14 protein-coding genes and 1 tRNA gene are annotated in these 15,995 nt (G+C 61.2%); 4 read left to right on the forward strand and 11 right to left on the reverse strand.

Features of this window, described 5'->3' with window-relative positions; genetic code table 11:
* Positions 1-126: 126 nt before the first annotated feature.
* On the reverse strand, positions 127-732 hold the full coding sequence (locus DKK67_RS11090; RefSeq protein WP_111496867.1) for a DUF924 family protein: 606 nt from the start codon (positions 730-732) through the stop codon (positions 127-129).
* A 122-nt stretch (positions 733-854) separates the two neighbouring features.
* On the opposite strand from DKK67_RS11090, the gene DKK67_RS11095 reads away from it, so the two are divergent.
* The 3 genes from DKK67_RS11095 to DKK67_RS11105 all read left to right on the forward strand — a co-directional run bounded on the left by DKK67_RS11095 (position 855) and on the right by DKK67_RS11105 (position 2,427).
* Positions 855-1,220 (forward strand): sirohydrochlorin chelatase, encoded by a 366-nt coding sequence (locus tag DKK67_RS11095; protein WP_111496399.1) that lies wholly within the window; start codon positions 855-857, stop codon positions 1,218-1,220.
* Positions 1,221-1,236: 16 nt separating this feature from the next.
* Complete coding sequence (locus DKK67_RS11100) at positions 1,237-2,136, forward strand: TIGR01777 family oxidoreductase (protein ID WP_111496400.1); 900 nt, start codon at positions 1,237-1,239, stop codon at positions 2,134-2,136.
* Positions 2,137-2,351: 215 nt separating this feature from the next.
* Positions 2,352-2,427 (forward strand) — tRNA-Glu (locus tag DKK67_RS11105).
* Between the two features lie 89 nt (positions 2,428-2,516).
* Here DKK67_RS11105 and ald read toward each other — a convergent pair.
* Complete coding sequence (gene ald, locus DKK67_RS11110; protein ID WP_111496401.1) at positions 2,517-3,641, reverse strand: alanine dehydrogenase; 1,125 nt, start codon at positions 3,639-3,641, stop codon at positions 2,517-2,519.
* Positions 3,642-3,989: 348 nt separating this feature from the next.
* On the opposite strand from ald, the gene DKK67_RS11115 reads away from it, so the two are divergent.
* The gene (locus tag DKK67_RS11115) at positions 3,990-6,410 is read left to right on the forward strand and encodes a bifunctional diguanylate cyclase/phosphodiesterase (RefSeq protein ID WP_111496402.1); all 2,421 of its coding nucleotides are present in this window, start codon (positions 3,990-3,992) and stop codon (positions 6,408-6,410) included.
* 91 nt (positions 6,411-6,501) lie between these two features.
* On the opposite strand, the gene der is transcribed toward DKK67_RS11115, so the two are convergent.
* The 9 genes from der to ndk all read right to left on the reverse strand — a co-directional run bounded on the left by der (position 6,502) and on the right by ndk (position 15,932).
* Complete coding sequence (gene der, locus DKK67_RS11120) at positions 6,502-7,920, reverse strand: ribosome biogenesis GTPase Der (protein ID WP_111496403.1); 1,419 nt, start codon at positions 7,918-7,920, stop codon at positions 6,502-6,504.
* A gap of 60 nt (positions 7,921-7,980) precedes the next feature.
* Positions 7,981-9,147 (reverse strand): outer membrane protein assembly factor BamB, encoded by a 1,167-nt coding sequence (bamB, locus tag DKK67_RS11125; protein WP_111496404.1) that lies wholly within the window; start codon positions 9,145-9,147, stop codon positions 7,981-7,983.
* A complete protein-coding gene (locus DKK67_RS11130) occupies positions 9,147-9,797 on the reverse strand; it encodes a YfgM family protein (protein ID WP_111496405.1) in 651 nt (216 codons plus the stop codon). Before DKK67_RS11130 ends, bamB begins: the two co-directional genes overlap by 1 nt.
* A gap of 40 nt (positions 9,798-9,837) precedes the next feature.
* Positions 9,838-11,088 (reverse strand): histidine--tRNA ligase, encoded by a 1,251-nt coding sequence (gene hisS, locus DKK67_RS11135; RefSeq protein ID WP_407657836.1) that lies wholly within the window; start codon positions 11,086-11,088, stop codon positions 9,838-9,840.
* Between the two features lie 120 nt (positions 11,089-11,208).
* Positions 11,209-12,327 carry a flavodoxin-dependent (E)-4-hydroxy-3-methylbut-2-enyl-diphosphate synthase gene (gene ispG / locus DKK67_RS11140; protein WP_111496407.1) on the reverse strand — a complete coding sequence of 373 codons (1,119 nt, stop codon included), beginning with the start codon at positions 12,325-12,327 and terminating at the stop codon, positions 11,209-11,211.
* A gap of 24 nt (positions 12,328-12,351) precedes the next feature.
* Positions 12,352-13,494 carry a RodZ domain-containing protein gene (locus tag DKK67_RS11145; RefSeq protein WP_111496408.1) on the reverse strand — a complete coding sequence of 381 codons (1,143 nt, stop codon included), beginning with the start codon at positions 13,492-13,494 and terminating at the stop codon, positions 12,352-12,354.
* Positions 13,487-14,293 carry a type IV pilus biogenesis/stability protein PilW gene (pilW, locus tag DKK67_RS11150; protein ID WP_322873909.1) on the reverse strand — a complete coding sequence of 269 codons (807 nt, stop codon included), beginning with the start codon at positions 14,291-14,293 and terminating at the stop codon, positions 13,487-13,489. The genes DKK67_RS11145 and pilW overlap by 8 nt, the downstream gene beginning before the upstream one ends.
* A 30-nt stretch (positions 14,294-14,323) precedes the next feature.
* Positions 14,324-15,436: a 23S rRNA (adenine(2503)-C(2))-methyltransferase RlmN gene (gene rlmN, locus DKK67_RS11155; RefSeq protein WP_111496409.1), complete on the reverse strand. Its 1,113-nt coding sequence runs from the start codon at positions 15,434-15,436 to the stop codon at positions 14,324-14,326.
* A gap of 67 nt (positions 15,437-15,503) precedes the next feature.
* Positions 15,504-15,932 (reverse strand): nucleoside-diphosphate kinase, encoded by a 429-nt coding sequence (gene ndk / locus DKK67_RS11160; protein ID WP_111496410.1) that lies wholly within the window; start codon positions 15,930-15,932, stop codon positions 15,504-15,506.
* Between the last annotated feature and the right edge of the window lie 63 nt (positions 15,933-15,995).

Consider the following 15,995-nt stretch of genomic DNA (forward strand, 5'->3'; position numbering starts at 1 on the left):
GGACACTCTGTGGCCAGGCTCATTGACCCATCCACGGGTAACTACTCAGACACACCACAGAGTGTCGCGGAAAAGAAACAGCGAGATAGTGACTTGAATCAATAAAGCGGATTAATCCACGCCATCCTATTGCCCGAACGCCGGTCCGCCATCGCGCAGATAGCCCTCTTCCTCTGGCGTAGAGCGCCGTCCAAGCAGCCGGTTACGGTGTGGAAACCGCCCAAACCGGGCCACGATGTCCCGATGACTCACGGCGGATTGATGGAAACTGCGCAGGACGTCCTTCAGGCGACCGTCGGCCAGGGCCACCAACTGCTCATACAAGGCCACACCCCGCTCCTGGTGCGTCAATTTTTCCGAATGCTGGAGCGGCATGAAGAAAAAGGCCCGCTGGATCAGTGGCAGGGTCACATCATGTCCGCGCTCCAGGCCCGCCAGGCAGTTCTTGAGGGCCTGTGGATCGGCGTCAAACGCCATCGCGCGTCCGCGATGAATGTTGCGGGGGAACTGGTCAAGCAAGAGCAGTTCCGCCAGGGCCCCGCCCGGCTCGTCACGCCAGGACTCGAGGCCATTTTCCGACGCCACCAGCACCAGGCTGAAAAACCGGCGGCGGATCTCCCAGTCGAAGGATCGGGAGGCCTGGAACCAGCGCTGACGAAGCTCCGTTGCGGGAACGCCGTCGTCATCCAGTTCGCCAAACCAGAAATACAGGACTTCCTCCCAGGAAAACATCAGCGGCGTCCCCATTCGATTCGGTGCCCACTGCTCCAATCGGCCATAATGTACGTAGTCCTCCGGTAACTTACGTTGTAACTCACGTTTTAACCCTGTTGATACGAGGAGATAGTATCAAAATGTCCGACCATCGCGTTCTCCTGCTGGCACATGGCAGTAGTGATCCCAAGTGGTGTGCCACTTTCGAGAAACTGGCCGCCCCCAGCCTGTCGTCCATTCCGGACGCCGCCATCGCCTACATGGAGTTGAGCCAGCCATCACTGGACGACGAGGTCCGGCGCGCCGCCGCCGATGGCGTCAAATCCATAACCGTCCTGCCCCTGTTCCTGGCCGCCGGCCGACATCTCCGCAAGGATGTACCCGCCATGCTGGAACGGCTCTCGACAGAGCACGGTATCGCCATTGAGCTGTCCGCCCCGGTTGGCGAACATCCTTTGCTGGGCGATGCCATACGGCATATCGTAGAGGAAAGCCTGACTCAATAATCACTGGGGGCGCCGCATGATTCAACACATTCTGGTCACCGGCGGTACCGGGTTCATCGGCCAGCGTTTGTGTCCGGAGCTGCTGGAGCGGGGCTATCGTCTGACCATCCTCAGCCGCCGCGATGATGCTGAAGTCCGGGCCCGTTGCGGGCGCGTAAACAGCATCCAGTCAACCGAGGCGGTTCGTGACCTCGACGACATCCACGCCGTGATCAACCTGGCCGGCGAAGGCATCGCCGAGGGCCGCTGGACCGAAGCCCGCAAACAGGCGTTACGGGATAGCCGCATCGCCCTCACCCATACCCTGATTGATGCCCTGGAACAGCGGACACAGCGGCCGGACATCTTTGTTTCCGGCTCAGCCGTGGGCTATTACGGCAGTCACGGCGGTGAGGCCGTCACCGAGGACGCACCGCCGCGGGACGAGTTCACCCACCAACTATGCGCCGACTGGGAAGCCGCTGCCCGCCGCGCCGAGGCCTGGGGTGCCCGGGTCTGCCTGTCGCGCACCGGCGTCGTCCTGGATCGTGACGGTGGTGCCATGGCCCGGCTGCTCCTGCCCTTCCGGCTTGGTCTCGGAGGGCGCCTGGGAGACGGCCAGCAATACATGCCCTGGATTCATCGCGAGGACGTGGTGCAGGCCCTCATCTGGATGCTGGAGTCACCGGACGCATCCGGTCCCTACAACGTGGTGAGCCCCCATCCGGTCACCAACAAGGCCTTCACCCGCGCTATGGGCAAAGCCCTGCACCGGCCCACGCTGTTCACGGTGCCCGCGTTCGCCCTGCGCGCCGCGATGGGTGAACAGGCGGTGCTGTTACTCGAGGGTCAGCGCGCCCTCCCCGCGAGACTGCAGCAAACCCAGTTCGAGTTCCGATACCCGGAGCTGGAAGACGCGCTGCACCAGATTGTCTGAGCGATTCGATCTGCATCCGGCGCACCGCTATGCTCGGGGCGCTGGTTGCCGTGGATTGGAAGAGCAGATCGACAGAGGCGCATGCCCGGTCAATCCAGGCCGACGCTGCGCCTGAAACCCGAAAAGCAGATTTTTTTATAAAAGGGTTTGACAGCGTCCAGCGCCTTACCTAATATACGCGCCACCTCGACGAGGCAAGCTTTTGAAGCCGATGCGTCCCCTTCGTCTAGTGGCCTAGGACTCCGCCCTTTCACGGCGGCAACAGGGGTTCGAACCCCCTAGGGGACGCCACTTCTTTCCTTCCTTATTGCTTCGTATTTTCTTTTGCTCCATGAGTTTCAACCGATACAGATCCAGCCGATCTGACACGTTGCGGACCATTATAGTTTGGGCAACAGACGATCCGGTGAAATGAATTCCAGCCCCTGAGCTTCCGCCACGCCTTCACAGGTCAGCTTGCCCTGGGCCACATTCAATCCCGCCAGGAAGCCTGGATCGCCATCGAGCGCACTGCGCACCCCGTAATCCGCCAGCCGCAACACATACGGCAAGGTCGCGTTGGTCAATGCCAGAGTGGACGTGCGCGCCACGGCCCCCGGCATGTTGGCGACGCAATAGTGAACGATGCCGTCGACGACGTAGGTGGGGTCATCGTGAGTGGTGGGGCGCGACGTTTCGGCACAGCCGCCCTGGTCAATCGCCACATCCACCAGGGCCGCCCCCTCCGGCATGACCTGCAACAGATCCCGGGTAATCAGTCGGGGCGCCGAAGAGCCGGGAATCAACACCGCCCCCACGACCAGATCGGCATCGGCCAGAACCGATTCGATGGCGTCACGGGTCGAATAAAGCGTGGTGACCTGCCCCCGGTACAACTGGTCCAGTTCCCGCAACACCGGCACGGAGCGATCCATGACGGTCACGTGGGCACCCAGCCCAACCGCCAGTTGTGCCGCGTTTCGTCCCACCACGCCGCCACCGATGATCACGACATTGCCCGAATGCACCCCGGGAACACCTGACAGCAGCACTCCACGACCACCGTTTACTTTCTCCAGCGCCTGGGCTCCGGCCTGGATGGCCAGACGCCCGGCGACCTCGGACATGGGCGCCAGTAAAGGCAACTGCCCGTGGACATCGGTCACGGTTTCATAAGCAATACAGGTAGCGCCGGATGCCAGCAGGTCGCGGGTCTGCTCCGGGTCCGGAGCCAGGTGCAGGAAGGTGAACAGGACATGATGCGGCGCCAGCTTGCGACGCTCTTCCGCCAGCGGCTCCTTGACCTTGACCAGCAACTGCGCCGCCTTGAACACTGCGTCGGCATCATCGGCTATACGCGCTCCAGCCCGTTCGTAAAGCTCATCGGTAAACCCTGAGCCCTCTCCGGCACCACGCTGGACAACGACCGTATGGCCGTGCTCGGTCAGCTCGCGAGTGCCGGCCGGCGTTAGCCCGACGCGGTATTCGTGGTTCTTGATCTCCCGGAGCACTCCCACGGTGGTCATGACACCCTCCTCAAACCTCGTCAACAGTCTGCCTGCCGGCCTCCGGAACGGGGTCGGCGCCGTTTCGTCACTGAAGTATAGGAAAGGATGGAGGAGCTATCGTCATCAACTCGCCGGTCAAAAGCCGGCGTACAACTCTTAATTTTTGCAAAATCACCGGCTTATTCAGCGTACCGACAGGGCATGGGCGCAGATGTGCTGCTATAGTGGCTAAAGGGCTGATTGCTCGTTGTTTTTCTGTCGAACTTTTAGCCAACTGATGCCAGCCCCCGCCAGCCGCCCGGCCCAAAACGCCTGGCCAGAAGGCTTCGGGACATTCGGTTTACCTGAGACCATGAACTCGACAGCATGCCCAAATTGTCGACGCGACTAAGCCAGTTCAAAGCCAGTTCGCCCCTCTCCTTCCGGCTACTGGCCTATATCCTGTTGTTCAGTTCCCTGTTTACCCTGGTTGCGTCGGCCATTCAGGTCTACACCGACTATCGCAAGGATGTGTCCCTGGTAGACGAGCGCATGGCGGTGATCGAAACCAGCTACGCCAGCAGCCTGTCACGCAGCCTCTGGGCACTGGACCAGAAACTGCTGCAGGTGCAGATGGAAGGTATCCTCAGCCTGCCGGACATCGTGCACCTCAGGCTCAAGATCTACCCGGACTCCGAAGTGGTGATGGGTGAAATACCCCGGGAAACCTCCACCATGACCCGCTCTTTCGTCCTCAACCATGAAGGCGACGAGGTCTACAAACTGGGCAAACTGACCATTACCGCCAGCCTGGCGGACATCTACCAGGACCTGCGACGCAAGGTGCTGGTGATTCTCACCACCCAGTTCTTCAAGACGTTCCTCATCTCCGTGCTGATCATCTGGATCTTCCAGTTTTTCGTCACCCGTCACCTGTCCACCATGGCCAACTACACCCGAGGCTTCTCCCTGCGTAACCTGCAGCAGCCGTTGCAACTGGACCGGCCCGACACCGACATGAATCGCCGCGACGAGCTGGCTCAGGTGGTGGACGCCTTCAACCAGATGCGGGAACGGCTCAACGAGGACATCCAGCGCCAGGAGGAGGATGCTTCGGAGATCCGCAAACTGTCGCTGGCCATCGAGCAGAGTCCGTCGTCAGTGCTGATCTGCGACCGTCACTGGCACATCGAGTTCGCCAACCACAAATTCTCTCAGCTCACCGGGTTCAGCCTGGAAGAGATTCGCGGCAAGCATCCCGGGATGTTCACCAGCGACACCTTCTCCCAACGCGAGAATCAGCAGCTGTGGCAGAACATCCGTTTGCAGGTGCAGCGCGTGGGCGTCTGGCAGGGTGAAATCAACAGTGCCCGACGCAGCGGCGAGCGCTTCTGGGAGCAGGTGATCGTCACGCCCATCAAGGACGACGATGGCAATCCCAGTCATTTCCTGATCCTCGGCGAGGACATCAGCATCCGCAAACGCTACGAACAGCAGCTGCTGCGCCAGGCCAACTACGACATACTCACCGGCCTGCCCAACCGCATGCTGGCACTGGACCGCCTCAAGCTCGCCCTGGCCCAGGCCCGCCGGGAAGAAACCCTGGTCGGCGTGATGTTCCTCGATCTGGACAACTTCAAGCACATCAACGACACCATGGGGCACGAAGCCGGCGACAACCTGCTTATTGAAGCCTCCCGGCGCATTTCCAGCTGTCTGCGCGGCACCAGCACCGTAGCCCGGTTGGGCGGCGACGAGTTTCTGGTGATCCTGCCCGGCCTACGCGATCCGGAGGCGACCGAGCAGGTCGGCGACCGCATCCTGCAAACGTTCGCGCCTCCCTTCCATCTGAATGGTCAGGAAGTTTTTGTCAGCACCAGCATCGGCATCGCCATCTACCCCACCGACTCGGACAACAGCGGCAACCTGCTGCAGCACGCCGACGCCGCCATGTACCAGGCCAAGAGCAAGGGCAAGAGCGCGTACGAGCGCTTCGCTCCGGAGATGAAAGAAGTCTCCCACGAGCGCCTGCAGATCGAATCACGATTGCGCCGCGCCCTGGAGCTGGACGAGTTCGACCTGCACTACCAGCCGATCGTGCGCGCGGCCACTGGCGAGCTGATCGGTGCCGAGGCGCTGATCCGCTGGAACAGCCCCACCATGGGGCTGATGATGCCGGACAAGTTCATCCCGCTGGCCGAGGAAACCGGGCTGATCATCCCCATCGGGGAATGGGTAGTCCGGCAGGCCTGCGCCGCCGCACGGCAATGGCAGGAAAGTACCGGCCTCAAGCTGAGCATCGCGGTCAATGTTTCACCCCGACAGTTCCGCGATCCGTCTTTCATCGACGCCATCCAGCGCGCCCTGACGGAGCAGGAACTGGATCCCGCCTGCCTGGAACTGGAGATCACCGAACGGCTGATTCTGGATAACACCATCGAGACGGCCGACATATTGCGCCGGCTGGACGGGATGGGCGTGCGCCTGTCCGTGGACGACTTCGGCACCGGCTACTCGGCCCTGAGCTACCTCAAGTCGTACCCGTTCGACACCCTGAAGGTGGACAAGTCATTCATCCGGGACGTGATGGTCGAACCGGGCGACGCCGCCCTGGTGCGCGCCATCATCCACATGGCCCACAGCCTGGATCTGGAGGTGATCGCCGAAGGGGTGGAAGAAAAGGCCCAAAGCGAGTTCCTGCAAGCCCAGAACTGCGACTACGCTCAGGGCTATTTCTACAGCCGGCCGGCCTCAGGCGAGGCGTTCGTCGAATGGGTTCGCAAGCACCACCCGGCCAGGGGCGCCTGAATACGGGCACCCCGGCGGGAATCGGCGAATGCCTGAGAAAAGTTCGAAGCCCCCGATGGACAGGAGCGCCTAGAAACGAGCGCAGAAAAGACTAACGCGCTTTCTTGCGCTTGTCCTTCTGTTTGGTCTTGCGCACGTGCTGCATCATCCGACGCTTCTTGGCTTGTTGGCGCGGGGTCAGCTTGTTGACGCGCCCGGCATAAGGGTTTTCGCTGGAACGGAACTCGAAGCGAATGGGAGAGCCCTTGACGTCGAGCACGCGGCGAAACGTATTCTCCAGGAAGCGCTTGTAGGCTCCCGGCAAGGAGGCGGTCTGGTTGCCGTGAACCACGATCAGCGGCGGGTTGGAACCACCCTGGTGCGCATAACGCAACTTGATGCGCCGGCCGTTGACCAGCGGGGGCTGATGCTGGGTCAACGCGTCCTCGAGGATAGCCGTCAGACGGTTGGTCGGCCACTTGGCCATGGCGGATTCATAGCAGTCGGCAATGGAGTCGTACATCACGCCCACGCCCGAGCCATGCAACGCCGAGATGTAATGCTTGTCGGCGTAGTCCAGGAAATCAAGCCGACGAGCGACCTGCTCTTTCACGCGGCCACGCTGCTCGCCATCCATGCCATCCCACTTGTTGACGGCAATCACCAGCGACCGCCCGGCGTCCAGCACAAAACCGATCAGGTGCAGATCCTGGTCCACCAGCCCTTCCCGGGCGTCGATCACCAGGATCACCACATGCGAATCCTCAATGGCTTTGAGGGTCTTGATAATCGAGAATTTTTCGACCGCTTCGCGCACACTCTTGCGGCGCCGGACACCGGCGGTGTCGATCAGGGTGTATTCATGCCCCTGGCGCTCGTACGGGATGTACACGCTGTCGCGTGTAGTACCGGGCATATCGTAGACCACCACACGGTCTTCGCCGAGCATGCGGTTGACCAGCGTGGATTTACCCACGTTCGGCCGGCCCACGATACCGATGCGAATCCCCGGGTATTTCTCGGCAACGTCTTCCTCGACCTCCGGCACCTCAACCAGCAGGTCCTCCAGCATTGAGCGAATGCCGCGGTTGTGGGAGGCCGCCGTCAGGAACACGGATTCGAAACCAAGCTGGTAGAAGTCGGCGGCGGCCACATCGGGATCCTGGCCATCGGTCTTGTTGACCACGAGATGGGCCTGCTTTCCGGACCGGCGCAGTTGGCGGGCGATCAGCTCGTCGCCACTGGTCAGACCGGAGCGGCCGTCCACCATGAACAGGACGATATCCGCCTCTTCCACCGCCTGCAGCGACTGGCGCGCCATTTGGGCATCGATGCCTTCCTCGTCTCCGGTGAGACCGCCGGTGTCGATGACGATGAAGCGACGCCCCTCGTAATTGCCCTCCCCGTATTTCCGGTCCCGGGTCAGGCCAGCGAAGTCAGCGACCAGGGCGTCCCGGGAGCGGGTCATCTGGTTGAACAGGGTCGATTTGCCAACGTTGGGGCGTCCAACCAGGGCGATTACAGGAATCATAGCGTCGTCGTCATTCAGAAGTCGTGAACCGGGCGCGCCGATTCGACGCGCCGGTATGGATTAGTCGGATTCCTGCAGCCGGTAGGCCGCCAGTTCACCGCTGTTGCCGTAAATATAGATCAGATCGCCGTTGCGGATCATGGGCACCCGCAGGCCGGCGTCGTCAACCTGGCGCTGCCCCTGCAGGGACCCGTCCAGTTGTGAGAGCACGTGCACGTAGCCTTCGTAGTCGCCGGTCAACAGGTAACCGTCCACCGGCAGCAGGCCGGTCGTCTGACGCCACTCAAGCTGATCCTGCTTCCACAGCTCCTTACGGTTGAACACGCTGAACGCGGTGATCACCCCGTCGGAGCCGGAAATGTAGATGTTGCCGTAATCCAGGGTCGGCGACTGGAAACTGCTGGCCTGCTGCTTCCAGATCTCTTGCCCGCTGCGCATATCCACGGCCGCCACGCTGCCCTGGTAGCCGGTGACATAGGCCACGCCATCACGCACCACCGGGGTACCGTCGACATCCACCAGGCGCTCCAGCTCAGTACGACCACTGGGCTCGCCCACCGAGTACTGCCACAGCGGCTGGCCTGATTCGGACAGCACCGCCACCACTTCACCGCTGGCAAAAGCCAGCAGGGTCACCTCGTCACCCACGCGGGGCGTGGCGTTGCCGCGGAAACTCAGGACCGGAATGGAACCGTCGTACTGCCAGAGTTTTTCGCCATCGGAGGTGCTGAATCCCACCGCCTTACCGTCGATGGTCTGAACCACCACCACCGAACCGTTGGACTGCGGCGGCGCCAGAATCTCACTCGGCAGGTCGACAGACCAGACTTCACCGCCCTGCTCTTCCCGGGACAGGGCCAGTAGCTGACCGTCACGGGTGCCCAGGTACAACTGGTTGGCGTCCGCCCCGACACCGGCCAGGATGGAACGATCCAGCTCGGTATCCCAGTTGTAGTCGCCGTTCTCCGGGTTCAGCGAGGCCAACTCGCCGTCCGCCGAAACAGCGAACAGCTCGCCGTAGGACAGCGTCGGCTGCAGGAAAAGCAACTGTTCGTCAGCGCCGTCGCCAATGCTGGTGTCCCAGACTTCATCGAGCCACACCGTGCTCTCGATTTCAGGCAACGGCTTGGGCTGCTCAAAATTGTCGTTGGAACTGCATCCGGCAAGCAGTGCGGCCATGGCGCCGGCCAATGCCCCGTGACGGATGACTCGCGCACCCAGGGGCATCAAGCATCCTCCCCAATGGCCAGATCGGACATCTTAAGGCGCAGCAGCGGGTTGGCCTGACCTTCAGACGCCTTGCTCGCCGCCAGGTAAGCCTTGCGCGCGCCTTCGAGATCCCCCTGCGACCGCAGGATGTCACCTTCCAGCTCTGCATACAGGGCACTGAAGGCACCGGGGGAAGCCACGCCATTCAGGGTGTCCAGCGCCGCATCGCCATCGCCGGCCGCAAACTGGGCCTGGGCCAGACGATGTTCAATCATCACTTTGAGCGGACCTTCCTCAGTGTGGTCCCGGGCCCAGGTGAGGGATTCCGTCGCCGCCTCAGGATCACCCTTCTCGTCGAACTGGTGCGACGCCAGGATGAGCGTGCCATACACCGCATAGGCGCTGTCTGAGAATTCGTCCTGCAGCTCCTGGGCGACAAACGTGATGGTCTTTTCCCGCTCGTCGTTCGCGGGCTGGTTCACGGCACTGAGCAGCTGTTGGTACTGCGAACCGGCCTGGCTGCGCTGGTCAGCCTGGTGCTGCTGCCACGCCTGCCAGCCAAAGACGATGGCCAGTGCGGCGCCAATGCCAATCAGCAGGGAACTGCCGTTCTTCTTCCACCAGCCCTTGATCGCTTCGACTTGTTCTTCTTCGCTACGCAATTCCACCTTCTATGACTCCCGTAATCCAAAAACGTCGTGTATCCGGTTACTGCAGCAACGCAGCAAGTTCGTCCGCGAGGCCGGACTGGGCAACCGTGCGCTGTTCTTCGTCGCTGCGCAAGGGTTTGAGACTGACCGCTTGCTCAGAAACTTCATTGTCGCCAATGATCAACGCATAACGGGCGCCGCTGCGATCCGCCTTCTTCATCTGGCTCTTGAAACTGCCGCCACCGCAATGCAGAACAATCACCCTGTCCGCCAGCGATTCACGCAGCGCTTCGGACACCTTGAGGGCCTCCGACTCGCCGGCCTCACCCATGCCCATGACGTAGAGGTCCGCGTCACCGCTGACCGATTCAGGCACCAGCTCGAGGGTTTCCAGCATCAGCACCAGACGCTCGATTCCCATGGCGAATCCCACGGCCGGCGTGGGCTTGCCGCCCAGTTGCTCAACCAGGCCGTCATAGCGGCCGCCGGCGCAGACCGTACCCTGGGCACCCAGGCTGTCGGTGACCCATTCGAATACCGTCTTGCCGTAGTAGTCCAGCCCCCGCACCAGACGGGAATTGACCGTGTATTCGATTCCCGCCAGTTCCAGGCGGCGTTTGAGACCTTCGAAATGCTCGATCGATTCAGCGTCGAGGAAATCCACCAGATCCGGCGCGCCCTGGAGAATGGCCTGGGTTTCCGGCACCTTGGAGTCGAGGATCCGCAGCGGGTTACTCTCCATCCGCCGGCGGCTGTCTTCGTCCAGCTGCTCGGTATACGCCGAGAGATAATCCACCAGCGCCTGACGATAGGCTTTGCGGGCCTCGCTGGTGCCGATGGAGTTGATTTCCAGACGAACGTGGGGCGCCAGACCCAATACCTTCCAGAGACGCGCGGTCAGGGTCAGCAGCTCGGCGTCGATATCCGGCCCGCTCATGCCAAAACATTCCACGCCGATCTGGTGGAACTGGCGATAGCGCCCCTTCTGCGGACGCTCATGGCGAAACATCGGGCCGGTGTACCAGAGCTTGCGGGTCTGGTTGAACAGCAGGCCGTGCTCCTCACCGGCGCGAACGCAACCGGCGGTCCCTTCCGGACGCAGGGTCAGGCTGTCGCCATTGCGATCCTCAAAGGTGTACATCTCCTTTTCGACGATGTCGGTCACTTCGCCGATGGAGCGCTTGAACAGATCGGTCTGCTCCACGATGGGCATACGGATTTCGTGATACCCATAGTTGCGCAGGACCTGCGCCACCGTACTTTCCAGATACTGCCAGACCGGCGACTGGTCCGGCAGGATGTCGTTCATGCCTCGAATTGCTTTAATCTTTGCCAAGGTGTCTTTCCAGTCTGAGCTTCTCAAAGTCGTGCGGCAGGGCCGGCCCGCAGGCCGGCATGAGGCGGGTGTTATGCCCCGCGCCGCACGGTATCAATCTTGGGCGCGGGCGATAATGGAGTCGTCCTGCTCCTTGCGGCGCTTCACCTGTTCCCGGATCAGGCGTTCCAGGTCATCCACCAGATTCTCGTTATCCAGCTTCTGGTTCGGGCTGCCGTCGAGATAAAGCAGGTTGCGCGGACTGCCGCCGGTCAGGCCCAGATCCGCTTCCTTGGCCTCACCGGGGCCGTTGACGATGCAACCGATGATGGCCACGTCCAGCGACGTGTTGACGTCATCAAGACGCTCTTCCAACTCGTTCATGGTCTGGATGACATCGAAGTTCTGCCGCGAGCAACTCGGGCAGGCCACGAAGTTGATCCCCCGGGCCCGCAACCGCAGGCTTTTGAGGATATCGAAACCAACTTTCACTTCTTGCACCGGATCCGCTGCCAGAGACACGCGGATGGTGTCGCCGATTCCGTCCATCAGCAGCATGCCCAGGCCGACGGATGATTTGACGGTACCGGAACGGAAACCACCCGCCTCGGTAATACCCAGGTGCAGCGGTTGTTCGATCTGGGTGGCAATCTGCCGATACGCCGCCACCGCCATAAACACATCCGAGGCCTTCAGGCTCACCTTGAAGTCCTGGAAGTCGTAGCGGTCCAGAATGTCGATGTGACGCATGGCCGATTCCACCAGCGCCTCGGGCGTCGGCTCGCCGTATTTGCGCTGGAGGCTTTTCTCCAGCGAACCCGCGTTCACGCCGATACGGATCGGGATATTGCGATCCTTGGCCGCATTGATGACCGCCGTTACCCGGTCCTCCCGGCCGATGTTGCCGGGATTGATCCGCAGACAGTCGACGCCGTATTCGGCGACCTTCAAGGCGATCTTGTGATCAAAATGAATATCGGCCACCAGCGGCACCGACACACGGGCGCGTATTTTGGCAAAGGCTTCCGCCGCATCCATGGACGGCACGGAAACCCGAACGATGTCGGCGCCGGCCTGCTGCAGGGCCTCGATCTGCCCAACAGTGGCATCGACGTCGCAGGTTTCGGTGTTGGTCATGCTTTGCACCGCAATCGGCGCATCGCCACCGACGGGCACAGAGCCCACGTGAATCTGGCGGGATTGACGTCTCTTGATGGGGGATTCGTGTTTCATAAGGTCCTGGATTCGTTTAACGGATCAGTTTCCAACGGTCAGCGCCACGCGGTTATTTGATGCCGGATAAACGGAAAGATCCACCGCTTCACCATTAAAACGCAACGTGGCGGCGTCCGCAGCCCCGAGGACAATCTGGAATGGCCCCCGGCCCTCATAACGCAGGCTCTCACCGGCACGTTTCAGGGACGCGACAACCGTGGTCCCTTCCGCATTCTTGATCGACACCCAGCAATCGCCGGTAAAGCTGGCCGTCAGCAAGTCCATATCCGGGGATGTCGGTGTAACCGGCGGGTTCTCCGGCGCCGGCGCACTCGCCTCGTCCGACGACGCTTCCGGTTCGGCCACCGGAGCCGCGGCGTCGGGCGCGACCGCCGCAGGCACGGCTTCGCTCATGTCACTGCCGTCACCGGACGGCGCCTGGTCGGTGGCGGCCGGCTGTTCCATATCGTCCTGCGTGGTGGCCGATGTACTTTCCGGGTCGTTCCCGGCCGGCATGCCGGCGTCGTTTTCAGCAGCCTCCGGGCTGTCCGCAGCGCTACTTGCCGAGGCGTCCTCGACCGGCTCGCCGAAGGCCGTGGCGTTGTCTGCCGAATCGTCTGCCGCCGTCTGGTCAACCACGGAACCATCCGCTTCGCCATCGATTTGCGATTCCGCTGTCGCCGCTTCATTCACGTCTTCGGAGGGCGCGGGATCGGATGTATCGAGTGCACCGCTGATGCCGCCCGGGAACAGTTCCGTCTCCATCACGCGATAGCCGATTCCAGCCACCACGGCGATCAACAGGATGATCAGCGTCCAGCGGGCAACACGACGTTTCTGTCGCTTCTTGCGTTCGATGGATTCCAGCGGGTTATCACGGCGTGCCTGCTCCTCCTCCTCGCGCATCGGCATCAACTCCAGATCGAGCTGATCAACCAGTTTGCGGGGGTCGAGACCAACCTGTTCGGCGTAGGCCCGCACATACCCTTTCAGGAACAACTCACTACCAATTTTCTCGTACTGCCCTTCTTCGATCGCCTGGATGATCGACGGGCGCAAATGCTGACTGTCCGCCACGTCGGTAATCGAAATCCCCTTCGATTCCCGGGCGCGGCGGAGCTGATTCCCGACCTCTCCGGTTACCGCCTCGGCAACCGGTATTTCCTGGGTATCATCATTAGTCATTCGAAATCAGTGCTCTGTACTGTTTAAGTTGTTCTGATTCTGGGTATTGGTTCCGCAGAAGTAAAGCGAGGCTCGCCTCGCGATGCGAGTCCCCGAAATAATGCGCCAGCCGCAGCCCCGTCAAGAGACTTTCCGGCGAGTGCTGGAGATTGGGGTTACGATCCATCACCGTGGTCAGTTGGCGATAATAGATCGACGCCTGATTGTAATCATCGGCCTTGAGCAACAGGCTGGACAGGGCAAGCAGGTAATCCGGTTTGCCGCGACTGAGGTTGACGGCGCGCTTGTAACTCTTGGCCGCGGCCGGGTAATCCTGCTGCTGCTCCTGAGCGCGGCCCAGGTTATAGAAAATCGACGCGCGCTCGGTGTACTCAACATCCTGTGACGCGCGCTGGAACTGCTCCTCGGCTTCCTCGTAACGCCCCTGGTTGTAGAGGAAGGCGCCATAGAAAATGCGCCCGCGGGTGTAACTACTGTCACTGGACAGCGCCCGACGAAACGCCTTTTCCGCCAACTCCGGCTCGCCTTCGGACTGGTACACCAGCCCCATCCCGGCCAGCGCACCCGGGCTGTCCGAGTCAATATCCAGCGCACGCTGCAACCGATCCCGTGCCCGATCGTAATGGCCCTGGCCGATATAGGCGAGACCCAGCCGCACGTAACTTTCTTCAGCCTTCTGCTGGTCAGCGTCCTTGGCAAATGGACTGTTCGTTGTGGTGACGCAACCGGCGCTGGAGGCCAGCAACCCAACCATCAGAATGGCTCTGACGACTGCACTGGGAAAGGCGTTAAGTTTCACGCTTGGCAAATCCTTTTATTGAAAGGCGCGTCAGGGCGTCATCTGGTGAACGGGAATATACCTCTGGCTGCGGCGCGTTCGATCCTCGAACTGCCCCACCAACTGGCCACAGGCGGCGTCGATATCGTCGCCACGGGTCGTCCTGACCGTTGTCACATGCCCGGCCTCATTCAGGATCGACTGGAAGCGACGGGTGGCCATCGCCTTGGGCCGTTTGAAATCACTCTCCGGGAATGGGTTAAACGGAATCAGGTTGATCTTGCACGGCAACCCCTTGAGCAGCCTGGCCAACTCGTGGGCATGCTCAAGCTTGTCATTCACGCCCTGGATCACCGTGTACTCGATGGTCACCTTGCGCTTGTCCGGCAGGCGTGACAGATAGCGTCGAGTGGCGGCCAGCAGTTCGCTGATGGGGTATTTCTTGTTGATCGGAACCAACTGGTTGCGAAGTTCGTCGTTGGGGGCGTGCAGGGAAATCGCCAGGGACACGTCGGTCAGTTCGCCCAGGCGGTCGAGCGCGGGCACCACACCCGACGTGCTCAGGGTCACCCGACGCTTGGAGAGACCATAGGCGTAGTCTTCCATCATCAGGTCCATGGCATCGACCACGTTGTCGAAGTTGAGCAGCGGCTCGCCCATCCCCATCATCACGACGTTGGTGATCGGGCGTTCCTCGTTGGGATTGAACGGCATGAAGGAGCGCCGCGCCACCCAGACCTGGCCGATGATTTCCGCGGCCGTCAGGTTGCGGTTGAACCCGCGCTTGCCGGTGGAGCAGAAGGTGCAGTCCAGACTGCAACCGATCTGTGAGGAGACACACAGCGTCCCGCGCTGGCCATCCGGAATGAGGACGGTTTCAACACTGTTGCCGCTGTCCATGCGCATGATCCACTTGCGGGTGCCGTCCTTCGACGTCTCGTCAAACACGACCTCGGGCCCGCGGATCTCAGCAACAGCCTTAAGCTTTTCCCGTAACGCCTTGCTGACGTTAGTCATTTGGTCGAAGTCATCAACACCACGCTGATGCATCCACTGGAGCAGCTGGGTGGCGCGGAATTTCTTTTCGCCCAGAGACTCGAAAAAGGCCTCCAGTTTGGGCTTGGGCATGCCCAGAAGGTTGGTTTTTTCGGTCGGCGATGACATAACGATAACCTCGATCAAATAACCCGTCAGAACGGGCGGCCGGCCTGGCCGCCCGCCCCGAAGAGAATCAGCCGCGCGGGCAGATCTCGTTGTCGTTGAAGAAGTACGCGATCTCGCGCTCGGCCGATTCCGGAGAATCGGAACCGTGTACGGCGTTGGCGTCGATGGAGGACGCGAAATCCGCACGAATGGTGCCGGCGTCCGCTTCCTTCGGGTTGGTCGCGCCCATCAGGTCACGGTTCTTGGCGATAGCACCTTCACCTTCCAGCACCTGGACCACAACCGGGCCGGAGGTCATGAAAGCCACCAGGTCCGGGAAGAACGGACGCTCTTTGTGCTCCGCGTAGAAACCTTCCGCCTGCTCCTGGGTCAGGTGCATCATCTTGGCAGCAACGATGCTCAGACCGCCTTTCTCGAAGCGGGAGTAGATTTCGCCAATGACGTTCTTGGCCACTGCATCGGGTTTAACGATAGAGAGCGTACGCTCGATAGCCATGCTATATCTCCAATTGGTTAAGGGTAAAAAACTAGACGGCGATTATACGCAGGAAGCCAGCCA

This window comes from Marinobacter bohaiensis (assembly GCF_003258515.1).
In the GTDB taxonomy this organism is placed as follows: domain Bacteria; phylum Pseudomonadota; class Gammaproteobacteria; order Pseudomonadales; family Oleiphilaceae; genus Marinobacter_A; species Marinobacter_A bohaiensis.

Excerpts from the sequence above, each read along its gene's own strand:
- DKK67_RS11090 (WP_111496867.1), bottom strand. The coding sequence starts at position 732 with ATGTTTTCCTGGGAGGAAGTCCTGTATTTCTGGTTTGGCGAACTGGAT.
- DKK67_RS11095 (WP_111496399.1), top strand. The coding sequence starts at position 855 with ATGTCCGACCATCGCGTTCTCCTGCTGGCACATGGCAGTAGTGATCCC.
- DKK67_RS11100 (WP_111496400.1), top strand. The coding sequence starts at position 1,237 with ATGATTCAACACATTCTGGTCACCGGCGGTACCGGGTTCATCGGCCAG.
- ald (WP_111496401.1), bottom strand. The coding sequence starts at position 3,641 with ATGACCACCGTGGGAGTGCTCCGGGAGATCAAGAACCACGAATACCGC.
- DKK67_RS11115 (WP_111496402.1), top strand. The coding sequence starts at position 3,990 with ATGCCCAAATTGTCGACGCGACTAAGCCAGTTCAAAGCCAGTTCGCCC.
- der (WP_111496403.1), bottom strand. The coding sequence starts at position 7,920 with ATGATTCCTGTAATCGCCCTGGTTGGACGCCCCAACGTTGGCAAATCG.
- bamB (WP_111496404.1), bottom strand. The coding sequence starts at position 9,147 with ATGCCCCTGGGTGCGCGAGTCATCCGTCACGGGGCATTGGCCGGCGCC.
- hisS (WP_407657836.1), bottom strand. The coding sequence starts at position 11,088 with ATGAACGACATCCTGCCGGACCAGTCGCCGGTCTGGCAGTATCTGGAA.
- ispG (WP_111496407.1), bottom strand. The coding sequence starts at position 12,327 with ATGAAACACGAATCCCCCATCAAGAGACGTCAATCCCGCCAGATTCAC.
- DKK67_RS11145 (WP_111496408.1), bottom strand. The coding sequence starts at position 13,494 with ATGACTAATGATGATACCCAGGAAATACCGGTTGCCGAGGCGGTAACC.
- rlmN (WP_111496409.1), bottom strand. The coding sequence starts at position 15,436 with ATGTCATCGCCGACCGAAAAAACCAACCTTCTGGGCATGCCCAAGCCC.
- ndk (WP_111496410.1), bottom strand. The coding sequence starts at position 15,932 with ATGGCTATCGAGCGTACGCTCTCTATCGTTAAACCCGATGCAGTGGCC.